This is a genomic window from Paenarthrobacter sp. TE3676, assembly GCF_056279165.1.
The window spans coordinates 26,492-43,408 of the sequence record NZ_JBWBQU010000002.1; the positions used below are offsets into that span (position 1 = coordinate 26,492).

The 16,917-nt window shown below is 62.3% G+C and carries 17 protein-coding genes and 2 tRNA genes; 8 read left to right on the top strand and 11 right to left on the bottom strand.

Features of this window, described 5'->3' with window-relative positions:
* Positions 1-38: 38 nt before the first annotated feature.
* Positions 39-860 (top strand): class I SAM-dependent methyltransferase, encoded by an 822-nt coding sequence (locus tag ACZ881_RS03985; protein ID WP_476112703.1) that lies wholly within the window; start codon positions 39-41, stop codon positions 858-860.
* A gap of 22 nt (positions 861-882) precedes the next feature.
* Here the strand turns inward: ACZ881_RS03985 and ACZ881_RS03990 are convergent, their stop codons facing one another.
* Together ACZ881_RS03990 and ACZ881_RS03995 are read right to left on the bottom strand one after the other, a co-directional pair.
* A complete protein-coding gene (locus tag ACZ881_RS03990; RefSeq protein ID WP_476112705.1) occupies positions 883-1,224 on the bottom strand; it encodes a DUF2516 family protein in 342 nt (113 codons plus the stop codon).
* Between the two features lie 10 nt (positions 1,225-1,234).
* Positions 1,235-2,419: a trans-sulfuration enzyme family protein gene (locus ACZ881_RS03995; protein ID WP_476112707.1), complete on the bottom strand. Its 1,185-nt coding sequence runs from the start codon at positions 2,417-2,419 to the stop codon at positions 1,235-1,237.
* A gap of 73 nt (positions 2,420-2,492) precedes the next feature.
* Here ACZ881_RS03995 and tmk point away from each other — a divergent pair, with 73 nt between their 5' ends.
* Genes tmk through ACZ881_RS04010 form a run of 3 tightly spaced genes read left to right on the top strand, consistent with a single transcriptional unit; the run spans position 2,493 to position 5,985 of the window.
* Positions 2,493-3,191 (top strand): dTMP kinase, encoded by a 699-nt coding sequence (tmk, locus tag ACZ881_RS04000; protein ID WP_476112709.1) that lies wholly within the window; start codon positions 2,493-2,495, stop codon positions 3,189-3,191.
* On the top strand, positions 3,188-4,339 hold the full coding sequence (locus ACZ881_RS04005; RefSeq protein ID WP_429331302.1) for a DNA polymerase III subunit delta': 1,152 nt from the start codon (positions 3,188-3,190) through the stop codon (positions 4,337-4,339). Before tmk ends, ACZ881_RS04005 begins: the two co-directional genes overlap by 4 nt.
* A gap of 8 nt (positions 4,340-4,347) precedes the next feature.
* The gene (locus ACZ881_RS04010) at positions 4,348-5,985 is read left to right on the top strand and encodes an alpha/beta hydrolase (RefSeq protein WP_476112711.1); all 1,638 of its coding nucleotides are present in this window, start codon (positions 4,348-4,350) and stop codon (positions 5,983-5,985) included.
* On the opposite strand, the gene ACZ881_RS04015 is transcribed toward ACZ881_RS04010, so the two are convergent.
* Entirely contained in the window at positions 5,982-6,728 is a 747-nt protein-coding gene (locus ACZ881_RS04015; RefSeq protein ID WP_476112713.1) for an HAD family hydrolase, read from the bottom strand. The genes ACZ881_RS04010 and ACZ881_RS04015 overlap by 4 nt on opposite strands.
* A gap of 233 nt (positions 6,729-6,961) precedes the next feature.
* Between ACZ881_RS04015 and ACZ881_RS04020 the strand changes: the two genes are divergently transcribed.
* Both ACZ881_RS04020 and ACZ881_RS04025 read left to right on the top strand, forming a co-directional pair.
* Positions 6,962-7,034: transfer RNA gene (locus ACZ881_RS04020), tRNA-Thr, on the top strand.
* Between the two features lie 145 nt (positions 7,035-7,179).
* Positions 7,180-8,490 (top strand): APC family permease, encoded by a 1,311-nt coding sequence (locus ACZ881_RS04025; protein WP_476112715.1) that lies wholly within the window; start codon positions 7,180-7,182, stop codon positions 8,488-8,490.
* On the opposite strand, the gene ACZ881_RS04030 is transcribed toward ACZ881_RS04025, so the two are convergent.
* From ACZ881_RS04030 to ACZ881_RS04065, 8 genes are all read right to left on the bottom strand, one after another.
* On the bottom strand, positions 8,465-8,896 hold the full coding sequence (locus ACZ881_RS04030) for a DUF3592 domain-containing protein (protein ID WP_476112717.1): 432 nt from the start codon (positions 8,894-8,896) through the stop codon (positions 8,465-8,467). The genes ACZ881_RS04025 and ACZ881_RS04030 overlap by 26 nt on opposite strands.
* Before the next feature lie 357 nt (positions 8,897-9,253).
* Entirely contained in the window at positions 9,254-10,093 is an 840-nt protein-coding gene (locus tag ACZ881_RS04035) for an aldo/keto reductase (RefSeq protein ID WP_178993401.1), read from the bottom strand.
* A gap of 138 nt (positions 10,094-10,231) precedes the next feature.
* Positions 10,232-10,672, bottom strand: a complete 441-nt coding sequence (locus tag ACZ881_RS04040; protein WP_091465453.1) for a hypothetical protein — start codon at positions 10,670-10,672, stop codon at positions 10,232-10,234.
* 8 nt (positions 10,673-10,680) lie between these two features.
* Positions 10,681-11,334, bottom strand: a complete 654-nt coding sequence (locus ACZ881_RS04045) for a bacterial proteasome activator family protein (protein ID WP_476112719.1) — start codon at positions 11,332-11,334, stop codon at positions 10,681-10,683.
* A 91-nt stretch (positions 11,335-11,425) separates the two neighbouring features.
* Entirely contained in the window at positions 11,426-11,617 is a 192-nt protein-coding gene (locus tag ACZ881_RS04050) for a YbdD/YjiX family protein (protein ID WP_091465449.1), read from the bottom strand.
* 15 nt (positions 11,618-11,632) lie between these two features.
* Positions 11,633-13,903 carry a carbon starvation CstA family protein gene (locus ACZ881_RS04055; protein WP_476112721.1) on the bottom strand — a complete coding sequence of 757 codons (2,271 nt, stop codon included), beginning with the start codon at positions 13,901-13,903 and terminating at the stop codon, positions 11,633-11,635.
* Positions 13,904-14,049: 146 nt separating this feature from the next.
* Positions 14,050-14,598: a PadR family transcriptional regulator gene (locus tag ACZ881_RS04060; RefSeq protein WP_476112723.1), complete on the bottom strand. Its 549-nt coding sequence runs from the start codon at positions 14,596-14,598 to the stop codon at positions 14,050-14,052.
* Positions 14,599-14,646: 48 nt separating this feature from the next.
* Entirely contained in the window at positions 14,647-15,630 is a 984-nt protein-coding gene (locus tag ACZ881_RS04065; protein ID WP_054808554.1) for an NAD(P)H-quinone oxidoreductase, read from the bottom strand.
* Between the two features lie 101 nt (positions 15,631-15,731).
* On the opposite strand from ACZ881_RS04065, the gene ACZ881_RS04070 reads away from it, so the two are divergent.
* A tRNA-Ser gene (locus ACZ881_RS04070) sits at positions 15,732-15,819 on the top strand.
* A 215-nt stretch (positions 15,820-16,034) separates the two neighbouring features.
* Positions 16,035-16,820, top strand: a complete 786-nt coding sequence (locus ACZ881_RS04075) for a VOC family protein (protein ID WP_476112725.1) — start codon at positions 16,035-16,037, stop codon at positions 16,818-16,820.
* Positions 16,821-16,917 lie beyond the last annotated feature (97 nt).

The following is a 16,917-nucleotide window of genomic DNA, read 5'->3' on the forward strand; positions in this document are numbered from 1 at the left end:
GCAGGCAGGGATAAAGCAGGCAGGGATAAAGTGGGGCCGTGGTGCAAAAAGCGGAACGGGTGGGCTCTCCCCGCAGTCGGGGCGGAAAGCCGGTTGGCAACATCACGCGGGGCACCACGAATCCCAATCGCATGCGCCGCTTGGACCGCTGGTTGGCGGGACCCCAAGCATGGCGGCTGCGCGCCGCCGTCGACCCCCTTGTTGTGGACCTTGGCTATGGCGCCTCGCCGACCACCGCCGTCGAGCTTTTCGAACGGCTGCAAGCCGTGCGGCCGGATGTCCGGGTCTGCGGAATCGAGATTGAACCGGAGCGCGTACGAACTGCCAAGTCACTGGAGCGGCCCGGGCTGAGCTTCCATATAGGCGGCTTCGAAGTCCCTGTACCCGGTGACCCGGTGTTGGTGCGGGCATTCAACGTGCTGCGGCAATATGAGGAAGCGGACGTCGCCGGGATTTGGCGATTGGTGCAGTCGCGCCTGGCACCCGGCGGTCTGTTCATTGACGGCACCTGCGACGAAATCGGCCGGCGCGTCACGTGGGTCGCCTTGGATGCGGAGCGCCCGTTGAGCCTCAGTTTTTCCGTGCGGTTCGGCAGTTTTGAGCTGCCGTCGGAAGTGGCAGAGCGACTACCCAAGGCCCTGATTCACAGAAATGTGCCGGGCGAACCGATCCACGCGTTCCTGCAGGCCATGGATAAGGCGTGGCTGGAAGCGGCACCCTTGGCGTCGTTCGGAAACCGGCAACGCTGGACGGGTATGTGCCGTTCACTGCGCGACACCGGATGGCCGCTCCAGGACGGTCCGGCAAGGTGGCGTCTAGGCGAAGTTACCGTGGCATGGGACGCCGTGGCGCCCCGCTAAGGCCGATTTACCAGTAGCGCCTTTACCAGGGGCCGTACGGACCGACATTTCGGTTGCCGCCACTGCCGGCCTCACGCACGGCGGGACGGACATCGGCAAGGTAGACGCAAGCTGCGGTGACGGCCGCAATGCCGAACAACCCCAGGCCGCTGCCGCCGGTGAGGACGGTCAGGGCGCCGATCGCAAGCGCCACTCCGGTGAGGGCAAGCCAGAAGGTCTTGGTGCGCCTGGAAGCCGCCACGAAGAGCGTCGGCTTATGGCGCAGGCAGTCCGCGAAGGCCCAAAGTTCCAAGGCAAGGGCAACCAAGCCAAGGATGAAGTACACCGCGTTGGTGACAATCGCGATCAAGAATTTTCCGTCCACGCTCTCCAGCCTAACCGTCCAGCGACTTCAGCGCTTGCTCAAGGTCGGACCAGAGGTCCTCCACGTTCTCGATCCCGACACTCAACCGGACCAGATTCTCCGGAACGCTGAGCGGCTCGGCCGTGTGCCGGCGTCGGCGTTCAATCAGCGACTCGACCCCACCCAGGGACGTCGCCGGAAGCCAGAGCTGTAATGCTCGAACCAATTCGTCTGCGGCTTCGGCACCGCTGCGTTGTTCGTCGCCGGCGATTTGGATACAGAGAATGGAACCGAAACCCTTCATCTGCTCTTTGGCGCGCTCGTGTCCCGGATCCGTGGGGAGGCCGGGGAATCGGATGGCTTCCACGCGGGGGTGGCTGCTGAGGCGTTCAGCGAGGGTTGATGCGGAGGCTTGGGAACGCTCGATCCGCAGCGCCAAAGTACGGAGGCCGCGCAGTGCCAGCCAGGCCTCAAAGGGTCCGGCTATGCCGCCGTGAATGATCCGGTGATGGAGCAGGGTTGCGCGTAGTTCCGGGTTGGACGTCACCAACGCGCCAAGGACAACGTCCGAATGCCCGGCCAGGTACTTGGTCACCGAGTGAAGCACGACGTCGGAACCCAGGCTGAGGGGCTGCTGCACCAAAGGCGTGGAGAAGGTATTGTCCGTGACCACGATTGCGCCAACTGCGTGTGCGGCCTCAGTGAGCGCGCGGACGTCGGCGATGCCGAGCATCGGGTTGGTGGGGCTTTCCAGCCAGAGCAGGTCCGCGTTCTTGCCGTTTTCAGGGCTGATGAGCGCCTTCACCGCCTCCGTATCCGTGATGTCCACGGTGCGAAGTTCAAGGAAACCCTTCTCCGCCAATTCTGTGGCCATGACCAGGGAACCTGCGTAACTGTGCGAGGGCATTACCACCACACCGCCGGCAGGAACAAGGGACAACGCTGAGCTGACCGCTGCCAGGCCGGAGGCATAGAGCAGGCCCGGGAGGGTGGCGCCTTCAAGTTTGGCCAGCGCGTCCTCGAAGGGATCCCAGGTAGGGTTCGCGTAGCGCCCGTAACCGCGGTCTCCGTCGCCTAATGAGCCTGTTCCGAAGTATGTGGAGGACAGGACGATGGGGGGATTCACCGGCTCGTCATGGGCGCGGTCAGGGCGGCCGGCTGCAACTACGACGGTTTCCGGAGACAAATCGGCGGCGTGCTGATCGGAAAGGCTCATGGTTTCAGCGTAGTCGTGGGCAATGCTGTGGATAAAAGGCGTCTCGTATGCCGGTGATCGGTAGGCTAGTCGAGTGAGTATTAAGAGCCCAGGCCTTTTCATCGCCTTTGAAGGCGGAGACGGAGCGGGCAAGTCCACGCAGGCAGCCCGGCTCTCGGACGCCCTCGAGTCACGGGGGCTTTCCGTGCTGCGCACCCGCGAGCCAGGCGGCACCCCCATCGGAGAGAAACTGCGTTCACTTGTCCTGGACCACGGGCACGGCACCATCGATCCCCGCACCGAAGCCCTCATGTTCGCGGCCGCCCGCGCAGCCCATGCCAGCCAGGTGATTCGTCCCGCACTGGCCGACGGAACCGTTGTCATTACGGACCGCTACATTGATTCATCCGTTGCCTATCAGGGTGCCGGCCGCGGCCTCGGCGCCGAGGGTGTTTTGTCACTCAACGAATGGGCCACCGAAGGCCTGCATCCGGACCTGACGGTACTGCTCGACGTCGACCCCTCCGATGGCCGCCAACGCCGCACCGCAGGGGACGCCACCGAGGACAGGCTGGAGTCTGAGCCTGACGAGTTCCATTCCGCCATCCGGCACGCTTTCTTGGACCTTGCAGCAGCTTCACCGACCAGCTACCTGGTCCTGCCCGCCAAGGCCGACATTGAAACGTTGGCCGCCCGGATTTTGGAGCGGGTGGAGTCGCTGCTCGTTGACAACGGCGTGCCTGCCGATTCCGCGTCGTTGGAAAGCGAAACCGTTTCTGGCGACCGCCCGTGAGCGTCTGGGACGACCTCCAAGGGCAAGCACCCGTCGTTGCCCAACTCAAGCAGGCTGCGCAAGGTGAGACCGGACTTACCCATGCATGGCTGTTCACCGGCCCGCCGGGATCCGGCCGTTCGAACGCTGCCAAGGCCTTCGCCGCCGCGTTGAACTGCGAGCAGGACGACGTCACCATGCGTGGCTGCGGCGACTGCGCGGCATGCCACACGATCCTCGGTGAGACGCACTCGGATGTGACGTTCGTGCGCACCGAAAAGGTCACCATCACCATCGACGAAGCCCGCGAACTCGTGTCCAAAGCAGGCGACCGGCCAGCCACGGGACGGTGGCGGATCATCGTGGTGGAGGACGCTGACCGCATGGCCGAGCGCACCACCAACGTTCTGCTGAAAGCCATCGAGGAACCCACCCCCAGGACTATCTGGATGCTGTGTGCGCCCTCCCCCGCCGACGTCCTGGTCACCATCCGTTCGCGATGCCGTCCCGTGAGCCTGCGACTGCCGCCAGCTTCCGACGTCGCTGACCTTTTGGTGAGGCGCGACGGCGTCGAACGCCAACTCGCGGACCGTGCGGCGCGGGCCGCGCAAAGCCATATAGGGATTGCCAGGCGCTTGGCCCGCGACGCCGATGCGCGGCAACGTCGGATGGATACCGTTCGTATCCCGCTTGGCCTGCGAGGCGTCACCGCTGCCGTGATGATGGCCGAAAAGTTGGTCAAGATCGCCACCGAAGAAGCCAACAGCTCCAACGACGAACGCGACGCCGCAGAGAAGATCGCACTCCTGGCGAGCCTGGGCGCTCCCGAATCCGGCACCCTCCCACCGTCCATGCGTAGCCAGGTCAAGCAACTTGAGGACGACCAGAAACGGCGTGCCAAGCGCTCCATCACTGACTCGTTGGACCGCACGCTGACGGATCTGCTGTCCTTTTACCGGGACGTCCTGATCATCCAACTGGGGAACGCAGTGGAACTGGTCAACGTTGAACTCAAGAGCGAACTGGAAGAATTCGCGGGCCATTCAACGCCGGAAACCACCCTGGCCCGGATGGACGCCATCAACAAGGCCCGTGTCCGAATCACCACCACCAACGTGGCGCCGCTATTGGCGGTCGAGTCCATGGCCACGAGCCTCATCCAGCAATAGGAGAATGCATGAAGTCCGCACCCCGCCGGTCCGCCGGTACCCCTTCAAGGGACCGGTCTGCCCAGCTTGATGCGGGTGGTGGTTCGGCAAGCCGGGGTGTTGCGGGGCGTGGGCCCCGCCGCGGGTTTGCGGCGCTATGCGTTGCCCTTGCTTCCATGCTGGTACTCAGCGCCTGCACCCTTCCGTTCCTGCCAACCCCAACGGCCAAGCCCTCCACCAGCACGGTTGATCCGTCCATCGCTGCCTCAGCTCCTGAAGGCTTGGAAAAGTTCTACTCGCAATCGGTGGAGTGGAACTCGTGCGAGGATGGCTACCACTGCGGCAAGGTCCAGGTGCCTAAGGACTACGCTAATCCGACTTCCGGGGACATCACGCTTTCCGTCATCAAGTTGCCCAGCACCGGGAACAAGCAAGGGTCCATCCTGGTCAACCCCGGCGGACCTGGTGGTTCCGGCGTCGATTTCATCAAGGATGCCGGCAACACCCACTTCACCGAGAAGCTGCGGGCAAACTACGATGTGGTCGGTTTTGATCCCCGGGGCGTGGGCCGCTCCGCTCCTGTGACCTGCATGACCGACGCCGAACGTGACGCCGCGCGCGAAAAAGTGTTCCGCAAGAACACCGACGAAGGACTGGCTGCCGCACTTGCCTTTAACAAAGCCTTCGCTGAGCAATGCGCCCAGCAGACCGGTGATGTCTTGGGCCATATCGATACCGTGAGCGCCGCCAAGGACCTGGACATCCTGCGCGCCGTGGCGAACGATGCCAAACTCAACTACTTGGGCTTCTCCTACGGCACTTTCCTCGGATCCACCTACGCTTCGCTCTTCCCGGACAACGTGGGCCGCGTGGTCCTTGACGGCGCCGTGGATCCAGCCAACAGCAACGAGGAACTGACAGCCGGCCAGGCACGCGCCTTCGAAAGGGCCCTCCGCACTTATGTGGCCAGCTGCCAGGGACAACAACAGTGTCCTTTGAGCGGATCCGTAGATAACGGTGTTCAGGAAATCCGTGATCTCATCAACGCCGTTGACCAGAATCCCCAAACCGCCAAGGACGGGCGTTTGGTAACGGCCAACGACTTCGTCAACGGCCTCATTTTGCCCCTCTACAACGATCAAAGCTGGCCGGCCCTGACTCAGGCCCTGGAGAGCGCCTTCTCCGGTGACGTCTCCCAGATGATGCGGCTTGCGGACTTGGGTGCAGACCGCGACCCCAACGGCACATACAGCTCCAACTCCGCTTTCGCGTTCCAGGCCATCAACTGCCTGGACTATCCGATGGTTACGGACACTGCCGGCATGCGGGCGGAGGAAGTCCGCCTTTTGCAGGACTCCCCCACATTCGGTGCGTTCTTCGCCTACGGCGGTGTCACCTGCAAGGACTGGCCCTACTCCAGCACCCGCACCCCGGCACCGGTGGAATACAACGGATCTGCGCCCATTGTGGTGGTGGGCACCACTGGTGATCCTGCCACCCCGCTCGAGTGGTCCCAGTCGCTGCGCAAGCAGCTTGAGAATGCTTCCCTCGTCACGTGGGAAGGTGAGGGGCACACCGCCTACGGCCGCGCGAACTCGTGCGTCAGCACCGCCGTCGACGACTACTTCGTAGACGGAAAGCTGCCGCAGGACGGTCTCACATGCTAGAGGATCCTGGCGTCCCGCTTCTCCACCAGGAGCGGGAGCTGCTTGATGGAGTCCACGACGACGGTGGCTCCGGCCGCGCGTAGCGTCGCCTCCGAGTGCGAGCCGGTCAGGACGCCCGCCACGAGGGACGCTCCGGAACGAACGCCAGAAAGCATGTCCGAGCTGGTGTCGCCCACCACTGCCACCTCCCGCACGTCATCGAGGTCCAGTGCCAGCACGGCTGTCAGGATCATGTCCGGGTACGGACGACCACGCCCGGCATCGGCAGGGCAGAGGCTAAGGTCCGCCAGGCCCATCCACCCGAGCGATTCCAGCACCATGTTTTGCGTGTGGCGGCCGAATCCGGTGGCCAGGCAAATCTGCATGCCGGACTCACGCATCCACAGAATTGCGTCTTCCGCCCCGGCAATGGCGCGTACACCGCCGTCCTCAATAAGCTCGTCATAGGTTTTTTCGAAGATTTTGTTTGCGCTTTCGGCCACAGCGAGGTCCTCGAAGAGGTGGCTAAAGACAGTCAATTTCGAGAAGCCCATGGTGTCCCGGGCATAGCCGAGCATGCTCTCGAAACGGGTGCTACCCGGTTCGATGCCGTGCTCCACAAGTGCCTTGGACATGGCCCGCTCTGTGCGGCCATCATCGGTGATGGTGGTGCCCACCATGTCCACGACGGCTAGCCTCAGCCGGTTTGGTGCATGGCTGTCGTCCCTGCTAATTTCGTCCCCGTTCAATGCGTCCCCGGTCATGGAGCGGCTCCTTCAGCTTGTTACGCGACTTCGCTTGTATGCATGGCGGATGGATCTCACCACAGTTGATCCCCCAGCTTCCGGCTGCCGGGAAACCACGGCCTGAACCCGGTCCGACGCGCGGGTGAACATCCCCGCAACGGCCGCCACTGCCCTCGTTTTGACCCGGGTGCGGTGCCTCTATTACAGTTATGTCTTGCGTGATCGCCCGGGAAACCGGTGATGAACGCGGTGCTTCCTTAGCTCAGTCGGTAGAGCGTTTCACTCGTAATGAAAAGGTCATCAGTTCGATTCTGATAGGAAGCTCGGTAGAAAACCCCCGGAAATCATTGATTTCCGGGGGTTTTCGCGTTTCTCCCGGGCACCCTGACAAATTCGGCAGGATCTTGTCACCCTGCGGCAGTTTCCCTCCTTGTTGCCCCTGCCCCGAACCCTGTTCAGTGGAACAGTGATGAAAGCTGGCAATAATTCGGGCTTCGGAGTCTTCCGGGCAACAGGCATTTATGTTGGGGCGATCTTGGGATCGGGGGTGCTGGTCCTCCCGGCTGTCGCAGCCCAGGTGGCGGGCCCGGCATCGCTTCTAGCGTGGGGGCTGCTGTTGCTGTTCTGCACCCCTGTTGCGTTCAGCTTCGCTGAAATGTCCAGGCAGCAACCCGATGCGGGTGGGATTGCCACGTTCGTGACCCGTGCCTTTGGTCAACGAGCGTCAGTGGTGGCCGGGTACCTCTTCTATTTCGCCATCCCGTTCGGGGCACCCGCAACCGCTGTGATCGGCGGCGAATACATTGCCCATGCGGTGGGCGGTGGACACGAAACGGCCCTCTTAGCGGCAGGGCTCATCCTTGCGGCAGGTTTCGTGAGCAACGCCGTGGGGATTCGGGTCTCCAGCAAACTGCAACTCCTCCTGATGGCCCTGCTTGTTGCGCTACTGGCGTTCGCCGTCGCGGTTTCGGCACCGTACGCCAGAGTAGAGAATTTCGTGCCGTTCGCCCCGAACGGATACTGGGCTGTGGGCGGGGCTGCGAGCTTGTTGTTCTTCTGCTTCGCCGGATGGGAGGCCGTGACCCACTTGGCCGGGGAGTTCCGCAACCCTGAGCGCGATCTGAAAAGGGCCACTTGGCTGACGCTCGTCGTCGTGGGTGTTGTGTACATCAGCCTCGTGGCTGCATGCGTTGCCGTCCTTGGTCCTGGTCTCGCCGGTAGCAGTGTCCCCGTGGCCGAACTCCTCGGGAAGGGACTGGGTTCGGCGGCTGCCCCGGTGACAGCCATGGCGGCAGCGGTGCTGACGTTCGGTCCACTCAACACCTTCCTTGCCGGCGCCAGTAAATTGGGTGCGCGCTTGGCGTCCGACGGCGTGCTGCCGCGGGTTCTAGCTCGTGGCGCGGGACCAGGTGAAGTGCCTTCTGCGAGCCTTGCTGCACTCGGTGTCATGGCGTCGATTTCCTTCGCGCTGGCCGCTGCAGGAATACTCAGCATGGAATTCCAGATCGGCGCAGCGTCCTCTTGCTTCACGGCCGTGACGGCTTTCGGCCTGGCTGCGGGAGTTGTTCTCCTGCGCCGTAATACTGCCGCCTGGTATGGAGTGATCGTCGCCGCCGCTGTGATGGTCGCGGTGCTCCTGTTCAGCGGCTGGGCTTTGGTGGTTCCTGCATTCCTGGGCCTTGCTGCAGTGTGGGCGGGGCGCGTGTTGTTGAAACCTGCAGCGCCACCCACGGCGCGCGTCGTGGTGCCTGCTGTCAGCCCACAGGAAAGATCCCGATGAACCACAGTGAGCCCGCGGCAAATGCGGCAAATGCGGGAATCAAACAACCAACAACCATTTTGGACTGCGCGGCCACTTGGTAGGACTCACCGGGATCTGCCGGGTTGTAAGCCACAGCCAGCGGAGACCCTGGTTCAGTTTCGACTGCCGTTGAGACGTCCGATTCTCCCCTGTACACATCACCTCGGCCATCGCTGAACTGGTATTGCGGCCAGCAACGGCGGGTGCGGGAGGAGTTGCCCACGCCGCTGGTCCAGCCGGACCGGCTGCCCGTCACCGTCGCGAGGACTTTTGGCCACCCAGCCATCAATGCCTCCCGACGCTTTATGTCTTTGACGGTGCGCCAGAGCGACCATACGACCGCGACGACAAACAGCGCCCAGATCACGTACAGCACAATTTTCACAACTGCTCCCCCACATCAGGTCCTCACGATCAGGTCAGGTGCAGCACCCTCTGCGGGAACCCCACAGGAAAGTGATGCTGGCAGTCCTGAAGCAGCCCCCTCAAAAAGCCCTTCGATTTCCCCATGGCCCATCCTAAAGCGGCTGCGATTATTTGGCTCCGGAGCGCAGGAATAGGGAGTCAGTTGACCTGTCGCTCCAGGGGTCAAACACCACCAGTCCAACTCTGTCCGTCTGGGTCGATCGATTTCACTCCGGACTCCGGTGCGCTGGGTCACGGACGCGAGTGGCGTCGTCGAGCGTTAACGGCAGGTGCCCCGCCCCCAAGGGGGACGGGGCACCGCGGTAAAACTCGGGGGTTAGGCGAAGTCGGAGACTGCCGGGTCCGGACCGATGCGGCCTTCAGCGCCGCGGTCCAGGCCGTTGATGGCCTCGACGTCGGTGGCGTCCAGTGTCACGTTGAGCGCTGCGAAGTTCTCCTGGATGCGGGACTCGGTGACGGACTTGGGGATTACCACGTTGCCGATGGCCAAGTGCCAGGCGATGATGACCTGCGCCGGAGTGGCATCATGCTTGGCGGCGATCTCAGCCACGGTGGCGCTTTCGAGCAGCTCGCCACCCTGGCCCAGCGGGGACCATGCCTGAGTCAGGATGCCCTTGGAAGCGTTGAATTCGCGAAGGTCGGCCTGATTGAAGAACGGGTGCAGCTCTACCTGGTTGATGGCCGGTACAACACCGGTCTCATCGATGATGTGCTGCAGGCCTTCTTTGGTGAAGTTGGAGACGCCGATGGACTTGACCCGGCCACGCTTCTTGAGCTCGATGAGGGCTTTCCAAGTGTCCACGTACTTTTCCTGCTTGGGCTGCTGCCAGTGGATCAAGTACAGGTCCAGCGTCTCGAGGCCGAGGCGATCCATGGACTCCTCGAAGGCAGCGAGGGTGGATTCGTAGCCCTGGTCGGCGTTCCAGAGTTTGGTGGTGATGAAGATTTCCTCGGTGGAAAGGCCGGAGGAAGCAATGGCACGGCCGACGCCTGCCTCGTTGCCGTAGATCTTGGCGGTATCGATGTGGCGGAACCCGGCTTCGAAAGCCTGGCGCACCACCTTTTCGGCTACATCGTCTTCAACTTGCCACACCCCGTAGCCGAGCTGGGGGATGGTGTTGCCGTCGTTGAAAGTAAGTGTTGGTGACGAAGTCATGTTTGCCATCCTGCCAGCAAGCAGTCGCCAAAAGCGCCGAATATTACGCAGATCAGCTATGCGCTTAACTTCTTGCATGCAGGGAATAAGGGCGCGCGCGGGTAGTTGCTAACGCGCCTCATTTAGCGCAGCTGGGGTTCAGGCTCCCAGTTGACGCTCCGCGTCAGCAACCTGCTCGAAAACTGATTCCGCCCGGCGTCGAACGGACAACGCGCCCACTGGAACGGGTCCCACGGCCAACCTCAACATAGCTGCGGCCTCAGCCGTAGTGGCCAGGGAATTTCCTGCTTTGGATAGGGCCCTGTGAACGCCGGCAAGTCCTCCCGGGACGTCCAAGCCGTCGCTGGGAGACCTTTTCTGGGCTTCGACGCAGATGGTCCTGACCCGAGGCGACAACTCGGCGAGTTCGTTGGCTATTTGCACGAGCTCGTTGTAGAGCTGCTCGTCATCCACGCCCTCAAGGACCTGGTGGTACCGATCCAATCCCCGATGAAAACGGTCATGGGCACGGCGCCACAGCCCCTTGCCAAGCTCCAGATCATCTTTCCGCCCTTGCCGGACGGCCCCAAAGAAACCCACCTGCGAACTCAGAGGTACTGACCCGGACCGTGGTCGGGGTCTTCCCTGCGGCCCTGGGTGGCAGCGCCGGGTGCACCGGGTGCAGCCGCCCGCTGCGGTTGGCCGTTTTCGCCGATGACGATGCCCGGCGCAATCACAGTTCCCGGCGGGAGCTGACGGAGTTGCATCTGAGCGGCAGCGTGCTCTTTGGCAGCTTGCTGTGCGGCGATCGCCGCCTGGATGCCATGGAACAAGCCTTCAAGCCAGCCAACGAGTTGTGCCTGCGCGATGCGAAGCTCCGCATCAGAAGGGGCTTTTTCGTCCGGGAGGGGCAGACTGATCCGTTCCAACTCCTCGATGAGTTCAGGAGCCAGCCCATCTTCAAGTTCCTTGATGGACCGCTCGTGAATCTCAGCAAGGCGACCGCGAGCGGCGTCGTCCAATGGCGCGGCCTTAACTTCTTCCAGGAGCTGGCGGATCATGGTGCCGATCCGCATCACCTTGGCCGGCTCATCAACGAGTTCGTGAAGGTTACCTCCCTTGGGTTTGGCGCCCTTCGCCACCTCTTCCGGCTGGGGTTGCTGTCCGTTGGGCGTCTCGAGGCCCTCTTCCAGCGTTGTTCCCTCCACGGGGGTGTCGTCCGAAGCCTCATCCGTGGGCTGAATGTTGTTCAGATCGCTCATTCGTTCATACTCTCACGTGCTCCACGCGAACCCCTGTCCATGCCCTGGTTTTGGACTTCGTTCGTAGCGAAACTTCGCCGTGCATGCCGCCTCAGCAGCACCTTCCCTGGGGGTTGCTGTCCTGGCGGTCCATCCGGTCCCGCCAGAACTCGCGTTCAGTCATGGCGGGACCGGAATGGCCGGTAGCTTCAAAATGCTCCAGGTACTTCCGGTACGCGTCCGCACCCATGAGCGAGCCCATGTAGGTGGCGAAGCCCCGAAGGCCCTTAACGACGGTATTCATCAGTGCTGGCCTTCATTAGTGGTGGCCGGTCTTCTGTGTTCGTTTCGCCGCAGGCAGGGCGTTCCATTCTGCGAGCAACGTCTTCTCGGCAGCCGTCGGGAAGAGCCCCGCCGGTGCGTACACCTTGGAAGGTACAGGCGGGTCTTCGTGGTCCTGACCGCCGCCGGCGCGGATTGCCTTGATGGTTGCCAGTAGGGCGGCGACGATCACGATGATGCTCAAGGTCACGAAGATCACCGAAAGCACGCCCTGGATCATGGTGTTGCGGACCACTGCTTCCATGGCTGCAACGGTCTTGGCCGTGCCGAACTCCGTCTTGCCGTCAGCCAGTGCCTTGGAGAACGCCTGATTGTTGGCGAAGTATCCCACTGCCGGGACTGGCGAGAAGATCTTGTGGAAACTGGCCGTGATGGTCACAACCGCCGCGAAAGTCAGCGGAACTGCCACGATCCACAGCCATTTGAACACTCCCCGTTTAGCCGTGATGGCAAGGCAAACAGCCAGTGCAATGGCTGCCAGCAACTGGTTGGCAATGCCGAACAGCGGGAAGAGCGTGTTGATTCCACCCAGCGGATCGGTGACACCCATCAGCAGCACAGCACCCCAGGCACCCACCATAATTGCGGTGCACAGCCACGCTCCGGGCCGCCATGAGGCTTCCTTGAACTTGGGGACAAAGTTGCCGATGGAGTCCTGCAGCATGAAGCGGGCAACACGCGTGCCTGCGTCCACTGCGGTAAGGATGAACAGGGCCTCGAACATGATGGCGAAGTGGTACCAGAAAGCCATCATTCCCGGGCCGCCGATGAACTGCTGCATGATGTGGGCCAAACCGACTGCCAGCGTGGGAGCGCCACCTGAACGGGAAATAATGCTTTCCTCGCCGACGTCCTTCGCGGTTTGAGCCAGCACGTCCGGGGTGATGTTCACATTGGCCAGGCCAAGGCTGTTCACCCACTGGGCTGCGGATTCCACGGTGCCGCCAGTGAGGGCCAGAGGCGCATTCATGGCGAAGTAGATGCCACGGTCGATGGAGATCGCAGCCACCAGGGCCATGATGGCCACGAAGGATTCCATCAGCATTCCGCCGTAACCGATGAAACGGGTCTGCCGTTCCTTCTCAATCAGCTTGGGGGTGGTTCCCGACGAGATGAGTGCGTGGAACCCGGACAGGGCGCCACAAGCGATGGTGACGAACAGGAACGGGAAGAGGGCGCCGGAGAACACCGGGCCGTTCTCCCGGCTGGCGAACTCACTGAACGCCGGGACGGTGATTTCCGGACGCACCACGATGATGGCGAGCGCGAGCATCACGATCACGCCGATCTTCATGAAGGTGGAGAGGTAGTCACGCGGCGCCAGCAGCAGCCAGACCGGCAGGATTGCGGCGATGAACCCGTAAACGATGATGCCCCAGGCAATGGTGACCTTGTCCAGGTGGAAGAAGGCCGCACCCCACTCGGTGCCGGCGACGGCGCCGCCTCCAATGATGGCCGCCATCAGGAGCACGAAGCCGATGATGGACACCTCCATCACCTTGCCCGGCCGGATGAAGCGCAGGTAGACACCCATGAACAACGCGATGGGGATTGTCATGCCCACCGAGAACACGCCCCACGGGCTCTCACCGAGGGCGTTGACCACCACCAGGGCAAGGATGGCCACGATGATGATCATGATGAGCAGCGTGGCCACGAGGGCTGCCGTACCACCGATAACGCCAAGTTCCTCGCGCGCCATCTGGCCGAGTGAACGGCCACCGCGGCGCATGGAGAAGAACATGACCAGGTAGTCCTGTACGGCGCCTGCAAGAACGACGCCGATGATGATCCAGATAGTGCCGGGAAGGTAGCCCATCTGGGCCGCGATGACGGGTCCCACCAACGGTCCGGCACCGGCAATGGCGGCGAAGTGGTGGCCGAACAACACGTTCCTGTCAGTACGGACGTAATCCTTGCCATCGGCTTTGTACTCGGCAGGGGTAGCGCGGCGATCGTCCGGTTTGAGCAGGAAACGCTCAATCACTTTGGAGTAGAAGCGGTAACCGATCAGGTACGTGCAGACAGCGGCGAAAACGAACCAGATGGCATTGACGGTTTCACCGCGCACCAGGGCGAGCATGAACCACGCCACTGCTCCCAGCAGGGAGATAGCAACCCAAAGACCGATCTTGGCGGGGGTCCACCTGCGTTCCTCCGCTTCGCGCACCGAGTCGTCCACAGCCGGGGCGGGCAGCGTGGGATCGAGTCCTTCCGCGAGTCCGGCTTTGTCAGGAATCTTGCCCATATCTCCTCCTTGAGAACTGCTGCGCTGCCGTGGCACGAACGCGCGTCACGGGCAAGCTAGCAAAGAGGTTCCCTGATGCATGGTGAAACTCACCGCAGGATGGATTCGCTGCGGTGAACGGTAGCTACTGTGCGACCAACGGTTGACTAAGCAATGCCGGCCCCGCCGTTGCCGCGCCCTTGCACCATGCGGGCCTCGCAGAGATCCAACCAGCGAACTTCGGCCTCTGCCTGGAAAATCAATGAATCGAGCACCAGCAGCCACGCAGTATCCGACGATCTTTGGTTGGCGGAGACCGCCTTTCTCGCCTGCGTATGCTCTTGCAGAGCCTTGACCGAGACCTCGCGTTGGGACTGGATCACTGCAGAAGTATCCACGTCAGGAAGCGTCACTGCGAGCGCCAGCTTGATGGCAATTTCGTTCCTTGGAGGATTGCCCCGGTCCACTGCACCAGCGAACCAGGCCCCAACTTCCTCAGCCCCCGCGTCAGTGATGCTGTAGACGACGTGCCCGCCGCCATCGTCGCCGTCCTTGCTGACTAAACCGTCGCGCTCAAGCCTGTCCAGGGTTGTATAAACCTGGCCGATGTTCAACGGCCAGGCGGCACCGGTACGGTCCTCGAACTCGACTCGCAGCTCATAGCCGTACCTCGGCCGGTCCTGGAGCAGGGCCAGCAGGCTGTGCCGGATGGACATGTGGCTCCTCGCTGCAGTCGGGCGGATAAATACAGTTGAACCGGCGGATCAGAGGAGCAGGAGGACCTTGCCCACATGCTCCCCGGAGTCGAAGTACTCGTGCGCTTCCCGAACATTCTCCAAGGGGAAGGACTTGGCAACGAGTGGCCTGATCCTGCCGTCGGTGAGCATGGGCCACACGAACTCGCGCACGGCGGACATGATGATTCCCTTCTCGGCGACCGGCCGCGGCCGGAGGGCTGTTCCGATAACGGCTGCCCTCTTGCTGAGGAGCAGACCCAAGTTGAGCTCCGCTTTTGTTCCGCCTTGCAGGCCGATGACGATGAGTCGTCCGTACTCGGCGAGCGCCTCGACGTTCTGTTGCAGATATTTGGCACCGACGACGTCGAGGATCACGTCGGCGCCTTTGCCTCCGTTGTGCGCCTTGAGGCTTTCAGCGAAGTCTTCTTCGGTGTAGTTGATGGCGATATCTGCGCCGAGGAAGGCCTTGGCGGTGCCGACCTTCTCATCAGTGCCGGCCGTGGTGGCCACCTTCGCGCCATAGGCTTTGGCCAGTTGAATAGCCATGGTGCCGATGCCACCGGTGGCGCCATGGATGAGTACAGTCTCGCCGGGTTGCAACTGTGCGGTCATCATCAGGTTCGAGTACACGGTGGCGGCAACTTCGGGCAGGGCAGCGGCTGTAACCAGGTCCACGCCTTCGGGGATACGGAGTACTTGCTCCGCCGGAACGGCGACCTGCTGGGCGTAGCCACCGCCGGACAACAGTGCCACGACTTTGTCGCCGACTGAGAACGCTTTGGTTACGCCGGGGCCGAAAGCCGAAATGCGGCCGGAGACTTCCAGACCGGGAACTTCCGATGCTCCCGGTGGCGGCGGGTAGAAGCCGCGCCGCTGCTGGACGTCGGCGCGGTTCAAACCCGCGGCCACTACGTCAATCAGGACCTCGCCCTCGCCCGGCACCGGTGACGGGACCTCACGGACTTCGAGGACTTCGGGTCCGCCTGGCTCTGAGATATAGACGGCTTTCATGAAGAACTCCCGGTTTCTTGCTTGTTTTCCAGCCCCGGGGCAGGGGCTGGAATACGTGATGTTTTGGAACAGCCAACTCCCTATGAAACACTACTAGGCGAGGAAGGTTGTCCGAGCGGCCTAAGGAGCTGGTCTTGAAAACCAGTGTGCGGTAACCCCGTACCAAGGGTTCAAATCCCTTACCTTCCGCGAATGAAATGCCCCGGGTTCCAGGACCCGGGGCATTTTTGTCTCTTGGGGCCTGTCTTGCTGACGTGTGTCTGCGGCGATGCCGCCCGGAACTGAGAACTGACACCCGGAAAATCATTGAAAGTGTCAGAGGCCCCGCATAGTGTTCTGACTGTCGCCACCCCACTGACATCGGCCGCAGCTTTGGCTGCGGAATAACAACAGGAGCCTCACCTATGCCCAAGCCTGATATCACTCCCGGTTCCCCCTGCTGGATTGACCTCATGACGTCCGATACGGAGAAGGCCAAGACCTTCTACACGGCTCTTTTCGGCTGGACCTATGAAACCGGAGACCAGGAGAAGTACGGCGGCTACATCACGGCTTCCAAGGACGGCCGGATGGTCGCGGGCATCATGGAGAAGCAGGCGGACATGGGAGCCATGCCGGACGTTTGGTCCACTTACCTCCGCACGGATGACATCAAGGCGACCACTGAGGCCGCTGCCGCCAATGGCGGCCAGGTGTTCCTGGAACCCATGGAGGTCCCTGAGCAAGGCAGCATGGCCATGTACGGGGATTCCGCAGGCGCCGCTATAGGCGCCTGGCAGTTCGGTGAAATGAAGGGCTACGAGATCGCGGCGGAGGCAGGAGCTCCCGCTTGGCATGAACTACTGGCCAAGGACTACGATTCCGCGGTCACGTTCTACCAGCGTGTCTTCGGCTGGGACACGGAGGTCATGAGCGACACTCCCGAGTTCCGTTATACGACCCTCGGCGCCGGTGACGACGCCAAGGCAGGCATCATGGACGCTTCCGGATTCCTGCCGGAACAGGTCCCCTCCATGTGGAGCGTTTACTTCGCGGTGGAGGACACGGATGCCGCCGTGGAGCAGGCCTCGGCCCTCGGTGCCACGGTCATGCAGCCCGCCGAGGACACACCGTTTGGGCGTTTGGCCACATTGTCCGACCCCACGGGAGCTGTTTTCAAGGTCATTCAGGACTCGGGGCAGACCGCCTAATCGGCCGCTTTCCGGGTCCTTGTCCGGACCCTCATTGTTGACCCAGGGTCAACCCTCTATTCATCCGTTCGTGTTCAGCTAGGCCCGAGGCAGCTTT